This is a genomic window from Halalkalibacter kiskunsagensis (assembly GCF_037027555.1).
Lineage (GTDB): Bacteria > Bacillota > Bacilli > Bacillales > Bacillaceae_D > Halalkalibacter > Halalkalibacter kiskunsagensis.
In genome coordinates this window covers 29,272-43,836 of sequence record NZ_JAXBLX010000024.1, presented here as the reverse complement: position 1 = coordinate 43,836, position 14,565 = coordinate 29,272, and the positions used below count along the sequence as shown (strand labels likewise).

General features: G+C 34.9%; 15 protein-coding genes and 1 pseudogene. 4 read left to right on the top strand and 12 right to left on the bottom strand.

Going from position 1 to position 14,565, the window contains the following annotated elements:
- Nucleotides 1-69: 69 nt before the first annotated feature.
- On the bottom strand, nt 70-462 hold the full coding sequence (locus SLH51_RS14760) for a DUF2203 domain-containing protein (protein WP_335962105.1): 393 nt from the start codon (nt 460-462) through the stop codon (nt 70-72).
- Between the two features lie 237 nt (nt 463-699).
- Nucleotides 700-1,863, bottom strand: a complete 1,164-nt coding sequence (locus SLH51_RS14755) for an LL-diaminopimelate aminotransferase (RefSeq protein ID WP_335962104.1) — start codon at nt 1,861-1,863, stop codon at nt 700-702.
- A 215-nt stretch (nt 1,864-2,078) separates the two neighbouring features.
- On the opposite strand from SLH51_RS14755, the gene SLH51_RS14750 reads away from it, so the two are divergent.
- Nucleotides 2,079-3,071 carry an aldo/keto reductase gene (locus tag SLH51_RS14750; protein ID WP_335962103.1) on the top strand — a complete coding sequence of 331 codons (993 nt, stop codon included), beginning with the start codon at nt 2,079-2,081 and terminating at the stop codon, nt 3,069-3,071.
- A gap of 161 nt (nt 3,072-3,232) precedes the next feature.
- On the opposite strand, the gene SLH51_RS14745 is transcribed toward SLH51_RS14750, so the two are convergent.
- The 5 genes from SLH51_RS14745 to SLH51_RS14725 all read right to left on the bottom strand — a co-directional run bounded on the left by SLH51_RS14745 (nt 3,233) and on the right by SLH51_RS14725 (nt 7,122).
- Nucleotides 3,233-3,418 (bottom strand): MGMT family protein, encoded by a 186-nt coding sequence (locus tag SLH51_RS14745; RefSeq protein WP_335962102.1) that lies wholly within the window; start codon nt 3,416-3,418, stop codon nt 3,233-3,235.
- A gap of 71 nt (nt 3,419-3,489) precedes the next feature.
- Complete coding sequence (locus tag SLH51_RS14740) at nt 3,490-4,740, bottom strand: ABC transporter permease (protein WP_335962101.1); 1,251 nt, start codon at nt 4,738-4,740, stop codon at nt 3,490-3,492.
- On the bottom strand, nt 4,733-5,632 hold the full coding sequence (locus tag SLH51_RS14735; RefSeq protein WP_335962142.1) for an ABC transporter ATP-binding protein: 900 nt from the start codon (nt 5,630-5,632) through the stop codon (nt 4,733-4,735). The genes SLH51_RS14740 and SLH51_RS14735 overlap by 8 nt, the downstream gene beginning before the upstream one ends.
- 167 nt (nt 5,633-5,799) lie before the next feature.
- Nucleotides 5,800-6,654, bottom strand: a complete 855-nt coding sequence (locus SLH51_RS14730; protein WP_335962100.1) for an endonuclease/exonuclease/phosphatase family protein — start codon at nt 6,652-6,654, stop codon at nt 5,800-5,802.
- 174 nt (nt 6,655-6,828) lie between these two features.
- The gene (locus SLH51_RS14725) at nt 6,829-7,122 is read right to left on the bottom strand and encodes a Dabb family protein (RefSeq protein WP_335962099.1); all 294 of its coding nucleotides are present in this window, start codon (nt 7,120-7,122) and stop codon (nt 6,829-6,831) included.
- Nucleotides 7,123-7,506: 384 nt separating this feature from the next.
- On the opposite strand from SLH51_RS14725, the gene SLH51_RS14720 reads away from it, so the two are divergent.
- Nucleotides 7,507-8,568 (top strand): AbrB family transcriptional regulator, encoded by a 1,062-nt coding sequence (locus SLH51_RS14720; protein ID WP_335962098.1) that lies wholly within the window; start codon nt 7,507-7,509, stop codon nt 8,566-8,568.
- A 78-nt stretch (nt 8,569-8,646) separates the two neighbouring features.
- Here SLH51_RS14720 and SLH51_RS14715 read toward each other — a convergent pair whose 3' ends face one another.
- Nucleotides 8,647-8,883 (bottom strand): peptide-methionine (R)-S-oxide reductase, encoded by a 237-nt coding sequence (locus tag SLH51_RS14715; RefSeq protein ID WP_335962141.1) that lies wholly within the window; start codon nt 8,881-8,883, stop codon nt 8,647-8,649.
- A 191-nt stretch (nt 8,884-9,074) separates the two neighbouring features.
- A pseudogene (locus SLH51_RS14710) lies at nt 9,075-9,653 on the bottom strand (peptide-methionine (S)-S-oxide reductase MsrA); the annotation flags it as partial.
- A gap of 193 nt (nt 9,654-9,846) precedes the next feature.
- Here SLH51_RS14710 and SLH51_RS14705 point away from each other — a divergent pair.
- A complete protein-coding gene (locus SLH51_RS14705; RefSeq protein WP_335962097.1) occupies nt 9,847-10,677 on the top strand; it encodes a deoxyribonuclease IV in 831 nt (276 codons plus the stop codon).
- Between the two features lie 132 nt (nt 10,678-10,809).
- Complete coding sequence (gene yhfH, locus SLH51_RS14700) at nt 10,810-10,944, top strand: protein YhfH (RefSeq protein WP_335962096.1); 135 nt, start codon at nt 10,810-10,812, stop codon at nt 10,942-10,944.
- A gap of 108 nt (nt 10,945-11,052) precedes the next feature.
- Here yhfH and SLH51_RS14695 read toward each other — a convergent pair whose 3' ends face one another.
- From SLH51_RS14695 to SLH51_RS14685, 3 genes are all read right to left on the bottom strand, one after another.
- Complete coding sequence (locus tag SLH51_RS14695; protein WP_335962095.1) at nt 11,053-12,237, bottom strand: MFS transporter; 1,185 nt, start codon at nt 12,235-12,237, stop codon at nt 11,053-11,055.
- A 548-nt stretch (nt 12,238-12,785) separates the two neighbouring features.
- The gene (locus SLH51_RS14690; protein ID WP_335962093.1) at nt 12,786-13,496 is read right to left on the bottom strand and encodes a Crp/Fnr family transcriptional regulator; all 711 of its coding nucleotides are present in this window, start codon (nt 13,494-13,496) and stop codon (nt 12,786-12,788) included.
- 322 nt (nt 13,497-13,818) lie between these two features.
- Nucleotides 13,819-14,430 carry a molybdenum cofactor guanylyltransferase gene (locus SLH51_RS14685; protein WP_335962092.1) on the bottom strand — a complete coding sequence of 204 codons (612 nt, stop codon included), beginning with the start codon at nt 14,428-14,430 and terminating at the stop codon, nt 13,819-13,821.
- Between the last annotated feature and the right edge of the window lie 135 nt (nt 14,431-14,565).

The following is a 14,565-nucleotide window of genomic DNA, read 5'->3' as shown; positions in this document are numbered from 1 at the left end:
AGTATCATTCATCATAGCTAGCTAATTCAAAAGCCTGCATTTGATGTGCAGGCTTTTGAATGATTTGTTCTATAATGGCTTCCTTCCACTAAACCCTTCATGCTCTCCATGGTAATGAGTAATTGTAGGCTCTCCTTGTTTCCAGCACAGAAGTATTTCTTTTCCATCCTTTAGAGATGGAAAATCAAGAAGTCCTAAATCGATGTCCTTTAGTTGGACACCTAATGATTCAATATTGTATGCATGAAGTTGCGCTTGCATTTCAATAAACTCCAGCTCACTCTCATTCATAAAGATTTCTTTTGAATCTGTTTGAAGTTCGTGGTTGGCTTCTTTGATCTTATTTAATTTCTTTAATTGATATTGGAATTTATGTTTTAGTTGTTGTAGCTCTACTAGCTCTTTTCTAAGAGTTGGCAAAAGTGCGTTTGCTTCTGCTAATGAGAAATGAATTTTAGACATATCAGCACCTCCATAACTATTATAACAAAAATAGTATTTAATATAAAAAGAACGACCTTCTATTTAATGCTATTTCGTAAATATATTTAAAATGATTTTACCCCCTGCCCCTTTATAACAAAATCCCCCATCATGTCGTTTTCAATAAATAGCAAGGAGAAAAATAGGGGAAACAAAAACGGAAGATCGACCCTGTAGGTACTCTTCCGTTTTAGAATAATAGATCCATAAATATTTTTAAAAAATATTACTCTTTTTTAACCTTTTTACAGCTGTTTTTAATACTTCTTCGCTTTGGACAAGTGATAATCGCAAATACCCTTCTCCTTGTGAGCCAAACGCTATTCCGGGCACAGTAACGATCCCGGCTTCATCGATCAATTTATATGTTAGTTCGGTTGAAGAATATCGTTCAGGTACGTTTGCCCAAATGAACATAGAGGCTTGAGGAGATTGAACGTTCCATCCAACTGAATGTAGTCCCTCTACTAGTAAATCTCTACGTTTTTTGTAAATTTCTCTAAGGTCGGCACTAAAAGTAGTTGAATTTGAAAGTGCGCAAACCGCTGCTTGTTGAATCGGCAGAAAAACACCAAAATCTAAATTGGACTTCAAGCGATGTAATCCTTCGATCACTCTCTCATTACCTACAACATAACCAATCCGACATCCTGCCATATTAAAGCTTTTTGATAGAGAATTAAATTCGATTCCGACCTCTTTCGCACCTGGAATAGATAAGAAACTAATCGGCTTATCACGATAATACAATTCTGAATATGCAAAATCATGTAAAACTATAATATTGTATTTTCTAGCAAATCGAACAACAGATTTAAAGAACTCTTTAGTTGCCATAGCTGGAACTGGGTTTCCTGGAAAGTTAAGAATCATTAATTTTGCTTTGATTCGAATGTCTTTAGGGATTTGTTCTAAATCCGGCAAAAATTGGTTTTCTTCGCGAAGAGGCATGTAGTACGGTTTAGCCTCAGCTAAAGAAATTCCAGCAGCATACGCTGTATAACCTGGATTTGGGACCAGTATAATGTCACCCGGATCGGTGATAACGGATGGCAAATGAACGAGTCCATCTTGTGACCCCATAACCATTAACGCTTCTTTTTCTGATGAGATCGTAACATGATATTGACTAGAATAATAGTTGGAGATCGCTTGAAGAAATTCAGGAGTACCTTCTAATGAATATCTATATGAAGATGGATCCTTTACTTGCTTTGCTAATTCTTCCATTACAAAAACAGGAGGCGAAAGATCTGGGCTCCCTATACTCAAATCAATCATATGGTGCCCCTCTTCAACTTTTTGTTTTTTGTATGTAGCTAATTCATTGAAAATACTTGTTTGAAATCTATTCATTTTTTTTGAAAACAAAATTGACATGACTCATCCCTCACTTATCGTAATTTTTCTTAATCTATCCATTATATCAAATTGAAAGGAGAGATTCTTAGAACTTCGTATACCTTGTTTTAGACAACAGCGCAATTATAAAAAATGTAAATTCAGAAAACTGTAAAAGCATTATGATGTCTATAAGGAGGAGATGCTGATACAATAAAAGAAATACATACTACTATACATATAGGAGTGATAACATGGAATTTAAAACAGTTGGAAAAAGCGGGTTAGTTGTTTCTGAATTATGTTTAGGTACGATGACATTCGGAAATACCACACCGGAAGCTGACTCGATCAACATGATCGGTCAGTTTCTTGAAGATGGCGGGAATTTCATTGATACGGCTGATGTGTATGTTGGTGGTACATCTGAAGAAATAGTCGGAAAAGCTATTAAAGACAAACGTCAAGACGTTATTCTTGCGACTAAAGTGAGAATGAAAGTTGGAGATCGTCCTAATGATGTTGGCTACTCACGTAAACGTGTTGTCGATGGTATTGAGGCAAGCTTAAGACGTTTGCAAACAGATTATGTCGACCTATATCAGCTTCACGTTTGGGACCACTTGACTCCTATTGAGGAAACGTTACGTACATTGGATGACTTAATTTCTTCTGGTAAAGTTCGCTACATAGGCTGCTCTAATTTTTTAGCTTGGCAAGTCATGAAGTCACTTTCAATAAGTGAACAAAAAGGATTTGCCAAGTTCATTTCCATTCAACCACAATACAGCTTGGTAAATCGCGAAATGGATCGGGAAGTAATGTCTTTATGTTTAGAAGAAGGCATTGGAGTGCTTCCATGGGGACCTCTTGGAAGTGGCTTTTTAACCGGAAAATATGAAGGGTTAGAAACTCCGTCTTTCGGTCGTTTATCTCAAGGATTGCAAGGGGAATCAAGCTGGGAGAATAAAGGGCTTGTACGCAATTTCAAGATTGTAAATAAAGTAAAAGAAATTGCTTCTCAAATTGAAAAGACACCAGCGCAAGTTGCGTTAAACTGGTTATTGATGAAAGAAGGAGTTACATCACCTATTTTTGGAGCGCGTACACTTGAACAATACCGTGAAAATATTGGCGCCGTGGGATGGAAATTATCCCAGGAACACTTTACCGAACTCGATAAGATAAGCGCTTTGCCTTCTGAGTATCCAAATCGTTTTATTGAAAAGTTTCAGCGCAGTTTATAAAAAATATAACTAGAAAAAGGTCAAATAAATTGACCTTTTACTAGTTTAAAGGATGATGTTGATATAAACGCAAATCGACTTTACGATTTATCACCTTAACCCCTTCATTCTCTAATGAAATTGTTTGGACGAGAACCTTATTTTCATCTTTTATAACAATCTCACCTTTTTTTGTTTACAACTCTATGCCAAGGTAAGTTGTATTTCCGGATCATCGAGTGAAGAATTCGAACAACTTGTCTTGCTGCTCTAGGACTACCTGCAAATTTAGCTATTTGTCCATACGTCATCACTTTTCCAACAGGTATATGTTTAATAATATCAAGAACTTTTTCGTAGGATCGCACTTACATTGAACTTCACCCTTATTAAAAGATGATATATAGAGGTTTATAAAAACGCCGACATTTATCACTTTTTATTTTTTCGATAAGTCAATTGCTTTCTTAATGTCTTTATAGGAATTTGACTTTCCATACATTAAGACGCCACCACGATAAACTTTCCCACCAAAGATTGCTAGAATGAAGATAGCGATTACTAAGACGACAATCCCAAGTATCGGTTCAATCATAGGAATGTTTAACATACCTACTCGAAGAAACATTACCATAGGTGTAAAAAATGGGATATAGGAGGCTATCGTTATCACTGATGAATCAGGAGCCCCTAAACCAAACATTGCAATAAAAAATCCAATCATAACAAGGAATGTCATCGGTAAAATCATTTGCTGTACATCTTCTATACGACTAACAAGTGAACCTAGTAACGCTGCAATTGTTGCATATAAAAAATACCCTAATAAAAAGAACACAATTGCGTATAAAATGATTGATGCTGAAAGGTCCCCAAATCCAAAAACATCAAAAAATCCACCAACTAATTCTCCCTGATTTTGTATTAATGACACGTATCCAACTATGAGTAATACCGTTAGCTGGGTTAGTCCTACTAATCCAATGCCAATGATCTTAGCGAACATTTGCTTTACAGGTGAAACACTTGAGATTAAGATTTCCATCACGCGAGATGACTTTTCTGTAGCGACTTCCGTTGCAATCATATTCGCATACATGATGACTGAGAAATAAATGAAAAATAGCAGGATATATACAATCCCTCTTGCTTGATTTAGTTCTTCTTCTGATTTAGCACCTTCCACAATAGCTTCTTGTATAAATATAACAGGTGAGTGTAATAGAGCTAACTCATCCATTGATAAATCTAGTTGGGCCGCAGCTTTAGTTGATTGGATTTGTTGAAGTGCAGCTTGAATATTAGATGTAATGGTATTCCCTGATAAGGACGTTGATTTATACACCGCTTTTGGCAGATTCCCAGTTCCATAAGCTAAAATAAGAAGACCTTCATACATTCCTTCTTCGACCTGCGACTCAAGCATTTCCTCTGTTTCTGTTGCTAAAACGAGCTCTATATTTTTATTTAATGAATTTAACTCTTCTTCGAGGATTGGAAACATCTCATCTGTTTGATCAACAACAGCTACTTGATCGCTCTTATCTTCCCCTTGGAACGCATGAATGATGAGGCCAATATTAGACATTAACAGAATCGCAGCGGCTAAGATGATCGTTGTAATAATAAATGATTTGGCTTTCAATTTAGAAAAATAGGCATGTGAAAGCATGATCCAGAAATTACTCATAAGAAGCTCCTACCTTTTCTATAAAAATATCATGCAAGGAAGGCTCTTCCAATTCAAACTTCCTAACAAACCCTCTTGAGACAACTTGATGAAAAACCTCTTCTGCAGCTCCTTCAGATTCAACCTGTAATTGAACTCCTTCTGTCGTTTTCCTCCATTTTAATACACCAGGTAACGACTTCAGATCTGTCAAATCAAAATCAGCAAAAATTGAAACATTTTTCTTTCCAAAAGATCGTTTTATTGATTTTAATTCACCTAATACCACAGGCGTACCTTTATGCATGATACATAGATTCTCGCACAATTCTTCAACATGCTCCATCCGGTGGCTTGAAAATACAATCGTTGTCCCACTTTCTTTAATTTCTTTCACAGCATCTTTTAATAGTTCTACATTGACTGGATCCAGCCCGCTAAATGGTTCATCTAAAATAAGTAGTTTGGGTTTGTGTATGACTGCAGCTATAAATTGAATTTTTTGTTGGTTTCCCTTTGAAAGTTCTTCAATATTTTTATGTTTATTTTCAGGAACATTAAACCGATCTAGCCATATATCTAGCTCATGTAAAATGTCTTGTTTTTTCATACCTCGTAAACGAGCAAGGTAAACGATTTGATCACTCACCTTCATTTTTGGGTACAGTCCTCTCTCTTCTGGCAAGTACCCAATCTCCGGAGTTGTTTCATAGTTTACTGCTTTTCCATTCCATAAAATACTTCCTTCTGTTTGATCTAATAACCCTAAAACCATGCGAAATGTAGTTGTTTTTCCTGCACCATTTGCACCGAGGAATCCAAATATTTCTTTAACAGGAACCTCGAGCTTCAAATTATCTACTGCAGTAAAGCTACCGAATCGTTTCGTTACATTTCGTAACACTAATCCCATCTTTCCACACCCTTTCATAGTAAACATTCCCATTTTTTTCATACAAAGAACACCTTGTTACTTGATATAGACTTACGTACAGACTAAGAGAAAGTTTCATTAATTACTAATTGACACAAAAATAGCGTAACATACGCTACGCCAAAATCATTAATTAACAAATATAACTATTTGAGTTCTTTTGATTGAGCTTTTGCATCTGTATACACTGGAGAGCTTTCTAAATACAATAAAGCACTAACAGCAAAATGATCTGAAGCATCACTTTCAATCACATTCACTTCATTTACAGTGAAATCCGAGCTATGAAAAATGTAATCAATCTGCCAGTTTTGATTGTTATAGGTTTGAATCGGAATTCCTTTGTTGCTTTTTGTTAATTTATCGTTCCACTGACGATATTCTTGCTCACTTGGAACTGCATTCAAATCTCCAGTTAAAATAATAGGACCGTCTAGATTTGTTAGTTTTTGATTAATCTTATCAATTGCACCTGAACGTTCAGTTCTGTCTAAACCTAAATGGGTATTAATTACATGTAGTGTTTGAGTGTCTGTGACTTGAACTTCTACAACTAATGCTGCTCTATTTTCTAATCTATGGTGGAAATGCATAGTTTTCGCATTATTAATAGGGAAACGGGTCAGTATCGCATTACCATAATATAAACCAGGATAAGCGATTGAAGGAGAAAAATACGCATTCATATTGAGTTCTCTTGCAATAGTGTGAACTTGATCATTGAAATACGATCGTAGGCTATTTCGTTCGACTTCTTGTAAACTAATAATATCAGCATCTAAAGATTGCAACGTTTCAATCGTTCGCTTTAACTTCACAAGTTTATCTTGACCTCTACCAAATTGAATATTATAAGTTGAAACCGCTATCATATTTTCTTGCTCTAAAAACACACTTTCGTGATTATGCAAAATATACGAGTCTTTATTTTGCGAATGATAATAAAATAGCGAAATAGTGAAAACGGTTACAAATATAAGGATGAGTGAATACTTCCTCAACAACTAGCCCCCCTTCCTATTCATCCACTTCATTATAACGCAATTTTCTGAATGATACGCATGTAATTTCATCCAATTGCATATACATAAGAAAAATTAAGACGAATGAGAGGCAGTTTCATTATGAATACAAAAAAAGCTTAGCTCTACTTCGCTAAGCTCTTTTGTATCCACTTATAATTCAAAGTCTACCCCAATGCTATCTACGCGTCCTACTTCTCTGATGAACGCAGCTACAGCTTGGTGTTTTTCATCGTTTGCGTACGCATCTAAAGCAGCTCTGTCTTCAAAACGAACTGTTAATACAACTTGATATTCTTTGCTTTTTTCAGCAAAATTCAGACCTGCTTGGAGATCAACAATACCTGTTAAGTGATTTTTTAATGCTTTAAATTGTTCAATAACTTCTTGAAGTTGTTCCTGAGTTGTCGTTTCTGAAAATTTAAGGAGTACTGTTCGATTAATCATAAGAGTGCCTTCTTTCTATGTCATTTATGTATTCAATTATATAGTAACGTGCACTGTTGTTCGATGCAATCGATCAGCACTATAATAAGAGATAAGAAACACCTTTATGCATTTGTCATTTAAATATATGTTATAATTATCAATGTGAATTAAAAAAGTACATGAATAATAATATTAAATCGACACAAGGTCAGAGCTATTCAATAATAACATTTCCCTTCTAGTTTGCCTCTCCTTTTCGAACAACTAAATTACCTAATCTACAAAACTTATTTTTAATTGGTTTTATCGATTATAATACTATACAACTTTCAAAAGTTATATTTCGTGAAGCGAAATTTGTGTTCTTTCTTAAATTACATTGTATAGCTAAAGGAGTTAAACATGAACATAACTAACATGTATCGAATGTTCGAAACTAGTTTACTAGGTTTATTAGGTGGTTGCTTGTTTTATTTATTAGACTTCCCACTTCCTTGGGTTTTAGGTGCAATGACATTTGTTATGCTTTGGCAAGGATTTACAAAACGTGAATCTTATTGGCCTAATGCGATCAAAAACAGTGGATTTATTATTCTAGGAACCTACTTTGGATTGTATTTTACAGCTGAAACTTTCTTTATCGTTGGTCCTAATTTCATTTCATATGTGTTTCTTACAATCATCCTTATCACAATAAGTATTTTCATTAGTTCCACTGTTACCAACTGGATTAACGTTGATAAGATTACGAGTGTTTTTGGTTCTATCCCTGGTGGATTAACAGAAATGACATTAGCAAGTGAAAACCTAAACGCCGAATCTTCACTAGTAGTCATTTTCCAGACTGTTCGGTTGTTAACAGTTCTATTTATCGTACCTTCTGCCATTGTTTATTTTTTTTCTGGTTCTGCAGGGAATATAGGTGGGATATTAGCATCACAAAGCATGGTGTATGGAGGGTGGAATTACTTATGGTTTACTCTTCCTGCTATAACAGGAATCCTATTGCAAAATAAAATCCCTGCAGGTTTGGTTATCGGGCCACTTGCAATAACTGCTATTTTGAATATCGGTTCAGTAGACTTAGCTAGCATTCCACACTTTTTACTCATCGCTGGTCAGATTTCAGTAGGGATCGGCCTTGGGAAGAACATATCATTCGCAGATTTGAAAAAAGGTGGAAAATACTGTCTTGTTTATTTTGCTATCGCACTTACCCTCATCATAATTTCATTTGGTTTAGGAGCAGTATTAGCCAACTTCACAACCTTAAATCTTGCTACTGCTATTTTAAGTGTTGCTCCAGGAGGGTTGATTGAAATGGTGCTAACAGCCTCCATGGTCGGTGCAGACCCCGCCATTGTTAGTGCACTCCAACTAACACGTATCTTATTAATTGTGATTTTCGTCCCACCATTTTTAAAATGGTATTTCAGAAAAAAAGTAGAACAAACGGCAGCATAATTAAAGAGAGAGTCGATTTCAAAGTTTTGAAACTTTGAAATCGACTCTTTTTGTTTATAGCTATTTAAAATACAATCCTCAAAAGTAATTCTTATAAAACAAATACATATATTCCTCGTATTCTTCTCGCATTAAATCCTTCTTATTGATAAATCGTAGTGAAGTAGAATTACTGCAATAACGGCGACCCCTTCTATGTTTCGGTTCATCTTCAAACACGTGGCCTAAATGAGAATTCCCTATTTTACTTCGAATTTCACTTCTTAACATACTATGACTCTTATCGAGCTTTTCTTTAATTTGATAGTGCATAATTGGCTGTGAAAAAGTCGGCCACCCGCAGCCTGACTCAAACTTATCAAGCGAAGAAAAAAAGGTTCACCCGAAACTATAACAACGTAGATCCCTTCCTCAACTCCAGGGAATTCAACAAATGGAGGAACCATGAATCAGAAAGGACACCTCCAAACGTAGCTAGTTCGTGCATTTACCTCACACTCTCCCCTTTACCATTTTAGCAAATTAAGTGTTTCGAGTATCCGGATCTGATCGGATTTAGAAAGACCCCATGTTTCAATTTCCGACTTTAAATCAGATAAAGTACCGAATTCACGAACAAATCCATTTAAGCGTGCAATCAATGTTGATTGTACAAATTGGTCGTGTGTAGTAAATAACTCTCTTACTGCTTCATAGGCTGTTTTATATCGTTTTAAATAATACTTTTGATGCTTTTCCTCCGCGAGAAAAAATTGAGTATAAGACTTTATCTCAGTTGGAATAACCTCACCTCGAATCTTCTCCCACTTTCTTTTTATTTGCAATGCTTCATTTTTCTGTATTTCATTGTGGTATAACAGAAGCGACATGTATTGTCTTCCTCCATAACCGCGTCTTCTTGATGGATGATGATTTTCCCAAAATACCTCCATTATTTGTTCAAAACAAATGAGGGTCGGATCAAAATCTATTTCAATCGTTTCTGTATGGTCACCCATTTGTCGATATGTAGGATTTTCTATTGTTCCCCCTGCATAGCCAACACGTGTACGAATTACACCTGGTAAATGCCCGAACCGAGCATCAGGTCCCCAAAATCAGCCCATTCCAAACGTAGCTGTTTCCAAATTTTTAACTTGGCGCGAAAACCTCTCTATACTCACTTTTATCGCCTCCATTATTCAAGGTATTTTGATCGTCCATGCATGTATTTTAACTGATCTTCTCATAATGAATAGGATAACAGATTTCCACTTTATATTGTAAGTAGGTGAAAAAATGTACTTCGGTAGTCATGTAAGTATTCGTAATGGATACCATCAAGCAGCCAAAACTGCTTATAATTTAGGTGCGACAGCGTTTCAGTTTTTTCCAAAAAATCCAAGAAGCCTTACCGTAAAAGATTTTGATAAAGAAGATGCCTCAAGTTGTGCATCATTTTGTTCGGTGAATAGCATCCTATCCATTTTCCATACCCCTTATCCGACAAAGCTAATCCCAGATAACAGGGAAATGGAAACACAAATTATTCGATCGCTTGTTAACGATCTTGAAATTGCAGAAGCTTGCGGGTCAATTGGTGTAGTCGTTCATTTTGGGACAACAAAGAAGCTGGATTCAATAGCTGGATATACAAAAATGATCGATATGCTTAACAACGTCTTATCGCAGTGGGATGGCAATGCGCAATTACTAATTGAAAACAATGCGGGAACAGGGTCAGATATGGGAATTACCCTAGAAGAAATGGTTCACGTTCGCAAGCTTACTGATTATCCAGAGAAAATAGGATTCTGCCTCGATACATGCCATGCATATGCAAGTGGTATATGGAATGGTGAAAATTGGTCGGAATTAGAATTGAAAGGGATCGAGCTTGACTATTTTCCTCATCTAAAGGCGATTCATTTTAATAATTCCAAGTATCCCTCTGGTTCAAGAAAAGATCGTCATGCTAATCTTCTATCTGGACATATCACCGAAGACCAACTTAAGCAACTTCTTAACTCAAACATATTATCAACGATTCCTTTTGTTTTAGAAACACCCAAAAATGAGGGAATCTCACATCAAGAAGAGATTGAATGGTTAAAACAAAGGTCTAAATAACCGACTATTTAACGTGTGTTGTAGTACAATATTAACATTTTCAGAATATCTCAATTTTTATTATAAAACAGTATTGATTTATTGATACTGTTATAATACAATGCAAGTAACAAAACATTGGAGGGATTAATCATGACACCAACACCTGAATATTTCAGAAATATCGATCCGAAAAAATGTACAGATTGTGGAAAGAGTATGGAGGAAATGCATGAATCTTACTTGAATCAATGTGATAAATGTTTGCGGTTAATTGATCACGACTAGATCCCTCCTGACTATTATAAAACAGTGAAAAAATAAAGAAAGACTGACAGTTGAGTCAGTCTTTCTTTATTTTTTCCGTTTTCTTTATGGTTCACTGTGATTCAATACTTAATTTACTTTGTTAGCTTGTACAGTCGTTAGATTTGCTCGAACAACAGCAAATATATTTACGAATAAACATCCTGCAGCAAATAAAGCTAATAGGATAAATCCAAAACTATAACTCCCAGTTGCTTCTTTTATTACACCCATAACAAGCGGAGGAAAAAATCCACCAATCCCACCAATTGCACTAATAATCCCTGTAACAGCTCCTGTGTTATTAGGAGAAACTTCTGGAACAAGTTTAAATACAGCTCCATTTCCTGCTCCTAGTAATAGTCCCATTGTAAGACAAGTAACACTAAACAAACCAAAGTTCTCTAGAGTAAAAGACATAATTAATGCACTTAGGATAATTCCTGTAAACAAAAATGCGATCACTTGGTTAGCACCGATTTTATCAGCCAGATAACCACCGAATGGTCTAATTAAAGTAGCAGCAACGACAAATATGGCCACATTAAAACCTGCATTAACAGGTGAAAAGTTAAACGTTTCTTGTAATAAAGTAGGTAAATAAAAACCAAATGCAACAAACCCACCAAAAGTTAGAAAGTAATATAAAGACAAAACCCATGTAGCCCTATACTTGGTTACTGACAGGGCTTCTTTTAGTGTCTTCACTTCTTTAGGCTTAGGTAATTCTTTCGTCCCTAGCCAAAAAATCAAAGTCATGATGCCAAGCGCAATTGCTAGCCCCCAAAATGCCCAATGTAATCCAAATAAATTAACAATTGAAGGAACGGTAAAAGAAGCAACTGCAGTACCTAAATTACCAATACCAATAATACCTAAAACTAGTCCTTGTTTATCAGATGGATACCATTTTGTTACATATGTGATAGCTATAGTAAATGTCGTTCCTGCCATACCTATTAGAAAGGCCCAAAATAGCAATACACCAAATGAATTTACAAAACCTGCTGCAATCATTGGGAAAATACTAAAAAGCATTGTCAATGTATATACTTTTCTAGCTCCGTACTTATCAGCAATAATTCCAATTGGAATACGCATGATAGAACCTAATAAAATGGGAATAACAATGATTAAGCTTCTTTGGGTTTCACTTAGTTGATACTGCTCTTGTAAAGTAGAAGCGATTGGGGAAAAGACCGACCACACCGCAAAAGAAATAATCATCGCTAATGTTGACAATAATAATGCAGATGTTTGACCACGGGATTTCATTTGTAAACCTCCTCTAGTTGCTTAAAAATCATAGTAATTAGATTGATCCTTTTTAATCTAGTTCTCTTGTCGTTTTTTTGCATTTTTCTATTGCAGCAACAAGATCATTATTTTTTCAAGATTCCTTAAGCACAATTTAAATTCTAGATAAAAGATTCAAAACAATCTATACTCTTGTCAGATTGTTTAACAAGGTAAATACAAATGGATTTTTTTTTGAAATTCAAATTATTATTCTGAATCTTATGTATTATCTAATGTTTTACTAACAATTATTAAGAAGTATTTTTAATATATGTTTATTTGTGTTATATTTCCTGACGAAAACTCTAACATTTTTTAGAATGTATTATTCATTTTATTAATAGTATCCACATTCACTGAGGGGTGTATCATGGAAAAATTCAAAATGTTTTACTAACTTCGTGATAATTCCAACAATTTTACTATTTTTAAATTGTCCATTAAATAAAAATAGCTGTTAAGGTATCCCCCTAACAGCTACATTCTCTTATAGAAATTGTTAAATTCGAATATTCAACCCATTCTTATATAGTACATATTTCAACTGGACAATCTCCGCATTGTAAAAAATTCTTTAAAAACTGAATATCATGGATCACAATATTGTTATGTTCATAAAAGATAATGTTTTTCTTTTTCAATTCATTCATCAATCGATTCACGCCTTCACGAGTTGTACCAATATAATTAGCAATCTCAACATTTGTAAGATTGACGTTGATAAGAATTCCTTTTTCATGTTGCACACCATAGGAATTGCTAAAACGAATAAGAGTTGAATATAGTCCACCTTTTTTTCCACATAAAATTAAATCGCGAAATTTTGATTGAGTCGATTGGTTTTGAATAGCTGACCATTTCATAAACGCAACAGCAAGTTCACCATTCATTTTAAATAGTTCCTCTATCACGGTACGCTCGTAGCGAATTAATTGAGCATCTTCTTCTACTGTTGCTGTTACAGTAACTGACAATTCATTAAACAAGCTTGCCTCCCCTGCTAATTCATCTTTTTGAAGAAGACTTACAGAAAATTCCTTTCCATCTGATGTCATTTTACTTAGCCGTATTAATCCAGTTAAAATTAAATAGATATACTGAGGCGGATCTCCTTCAGAAAAAAGGACAGAACCGGATTGCACACGAATGTTCGTTCCTGAAGTTAGCATGAGTTGTTTATTTTCTGTACTTAATTGTTCAAAGAAACGGACTATTTTTTGTTCTTTTTTATCCATCTTAACGCCCTCGTTTCCATTCTAACTTGAGTCAATCCTACCACCTAAAGAACAAGAAGTAAATTGAGGTTAAGGTAGATGAGGTAGCAAAAAAAATTAGGCACATCCCTTTTTTGGGATACACATTAAGTGCATTAATTGATTTCAAGCTTTTCCAATTTAACAATGTCAATCCTGCCACGAACAAGGATAGAATTGCAACATAACTACATTCAACGCATGTGTGATATGACCCAGCATATTAAATATCATAGTCAGTGCACGATAAAAAACGAGAAACCCATTACTAATAATGAGGTCTCTCGCTATTGAATAGATTAAATCAACACACATGATTTTTTTCAACCTGTAGAACTTTTTGATAATCTTCCTTGTTTTCAATACGAAAATAAAAAGGATTGCTGTCACCAACTTTAAGTTTTTCTACATTTATTGCTTTAAATGTAACTTTTTCTAAAATATTCATTAAACCTAGCTGATCGTTTTCCACTAACTCTTTCGTCACATCTAAACATGAACGATCATAAATTCCATGATATAAATGTAAGTTCCCACGCCACTCAGGAGCGATGATTTGAATGTCCGTTTTGTTTTTCACATCTAACATGTATGAAATAATTTCTGCACAAACGTATGGCATATCAGACGTTACGATCCATAATGATTCATTCTTTGCTAATGAAAATGCTGCATGCATGCCACTCAAGGTTCCTGATCCTTTATAGTAATCCGTTATAACACGGATAGAGTTTCCAAGTATCGGCAAATAAACATAAGGATTATTGGTTACAAGAATTACCTCATCACAGATCTTCTTCATTTGTCGTACTTGTCTCTCAATGACAGTTTGATCACCTATTTTTAGCAAACTTGTTAATTGATCATCGTCTACTTTTTGAATTTCGCTATCTAAAATTACCCCCGTTAATTGCATAGGTTTCACCCCCCTTTTCCTTACACTATAAGACCAACAAGAAATTTAAACTGTTAAATGTGTCACACCTGTATTTATAAAAAAACAAACGAGAGTACTACAAGTGTGATTTTTATCACATCTCACATTCCTCCT

Bases quoted from the DNA above. Each gene is read 5' to 3' on its own strand.
- SLH51_RS14760 (WP_335962105.1), bottom strand. From the start codon at position 462: ATGTCTAAAATTCATTTCTCATTAGCAGAAGCAAACGCACTTTTGCCA.
- SLH51_RS14755 (WP_335962104.1), bottom strand. From the start codon at position 1,863: ATGTCAATTTTGTTTTCAAAAAAAATGAATAGATTTCAAACAAGTATT.
- SLH51_RS14750 (WP_335962103.1), top strand. From the start codon at position 2,079: ATGGAATTTAAAACAGTTGGAAAAAGCGGGTTAGTTGTTTCTGAATTA.
- SLH51_RS14740 (WP_335962101.1), bottom strand. From the start codon at position 4,740: ATGAGTAATTTCTGGATCATGCTTTCACATGCCTATTTTTCTAAATTG.
- SLH51_RS14735 (WP_335962142.1), bottom strand. From the start codon at position 5,632: ATGGGATTAGTGTTACGAAATGTAACGAAACGATTCGGTAGCTTTACT.
- SLH51_RS14725 (WP_335962099.1), bottom strand. From the start codon at position 7,122: ATGATTAATCGAACAGTACTCCTTAAATTTTCAGAAACGACAACTCAG.
- SLH51_RS14720 (WP_335962098.1), top strand. From the start codon at position 7,507: ATGAACATAACTAACATGTATCGAATGTTCGAAACTAGTTTACTAGGT.
- SLH51_RS14705 (WP_335962097.1), top strand. From the start codon at position 9,847: ATGTACTTCGGTAGTCATGTAAGTATTCGTAATGGATACCATCAAGCA.
- yhfH (WP_335962096.1), top strand. From the start codon at position 10,810: ATGACACCAACACCTGAATATTTCAGAAATATCGATCCGAAAAAATGT.
- SLH51_RS14695 (WP_335962095.1), bottom strand. From the start codon at position 12,237: ATGAAATCCCGTGGTCAAACATCTGCATTATTATTGTCAACATTAGCG.
- SLH51_RS14690 (WP_335962093.1), bottom strand. From the start codon at position 13,496: ATGGATAAAAAAGAACAAAAAATAGTCCGTTTCTTTGAACAATTAAGT.
- SLH51_RS14685 (WP_335962092.1), bottom strand. From the start codon at position 14,430: ATGCAATTAACGGGGGTAATTTTAGATAGCGAAATTCAAAAAGTAGAC.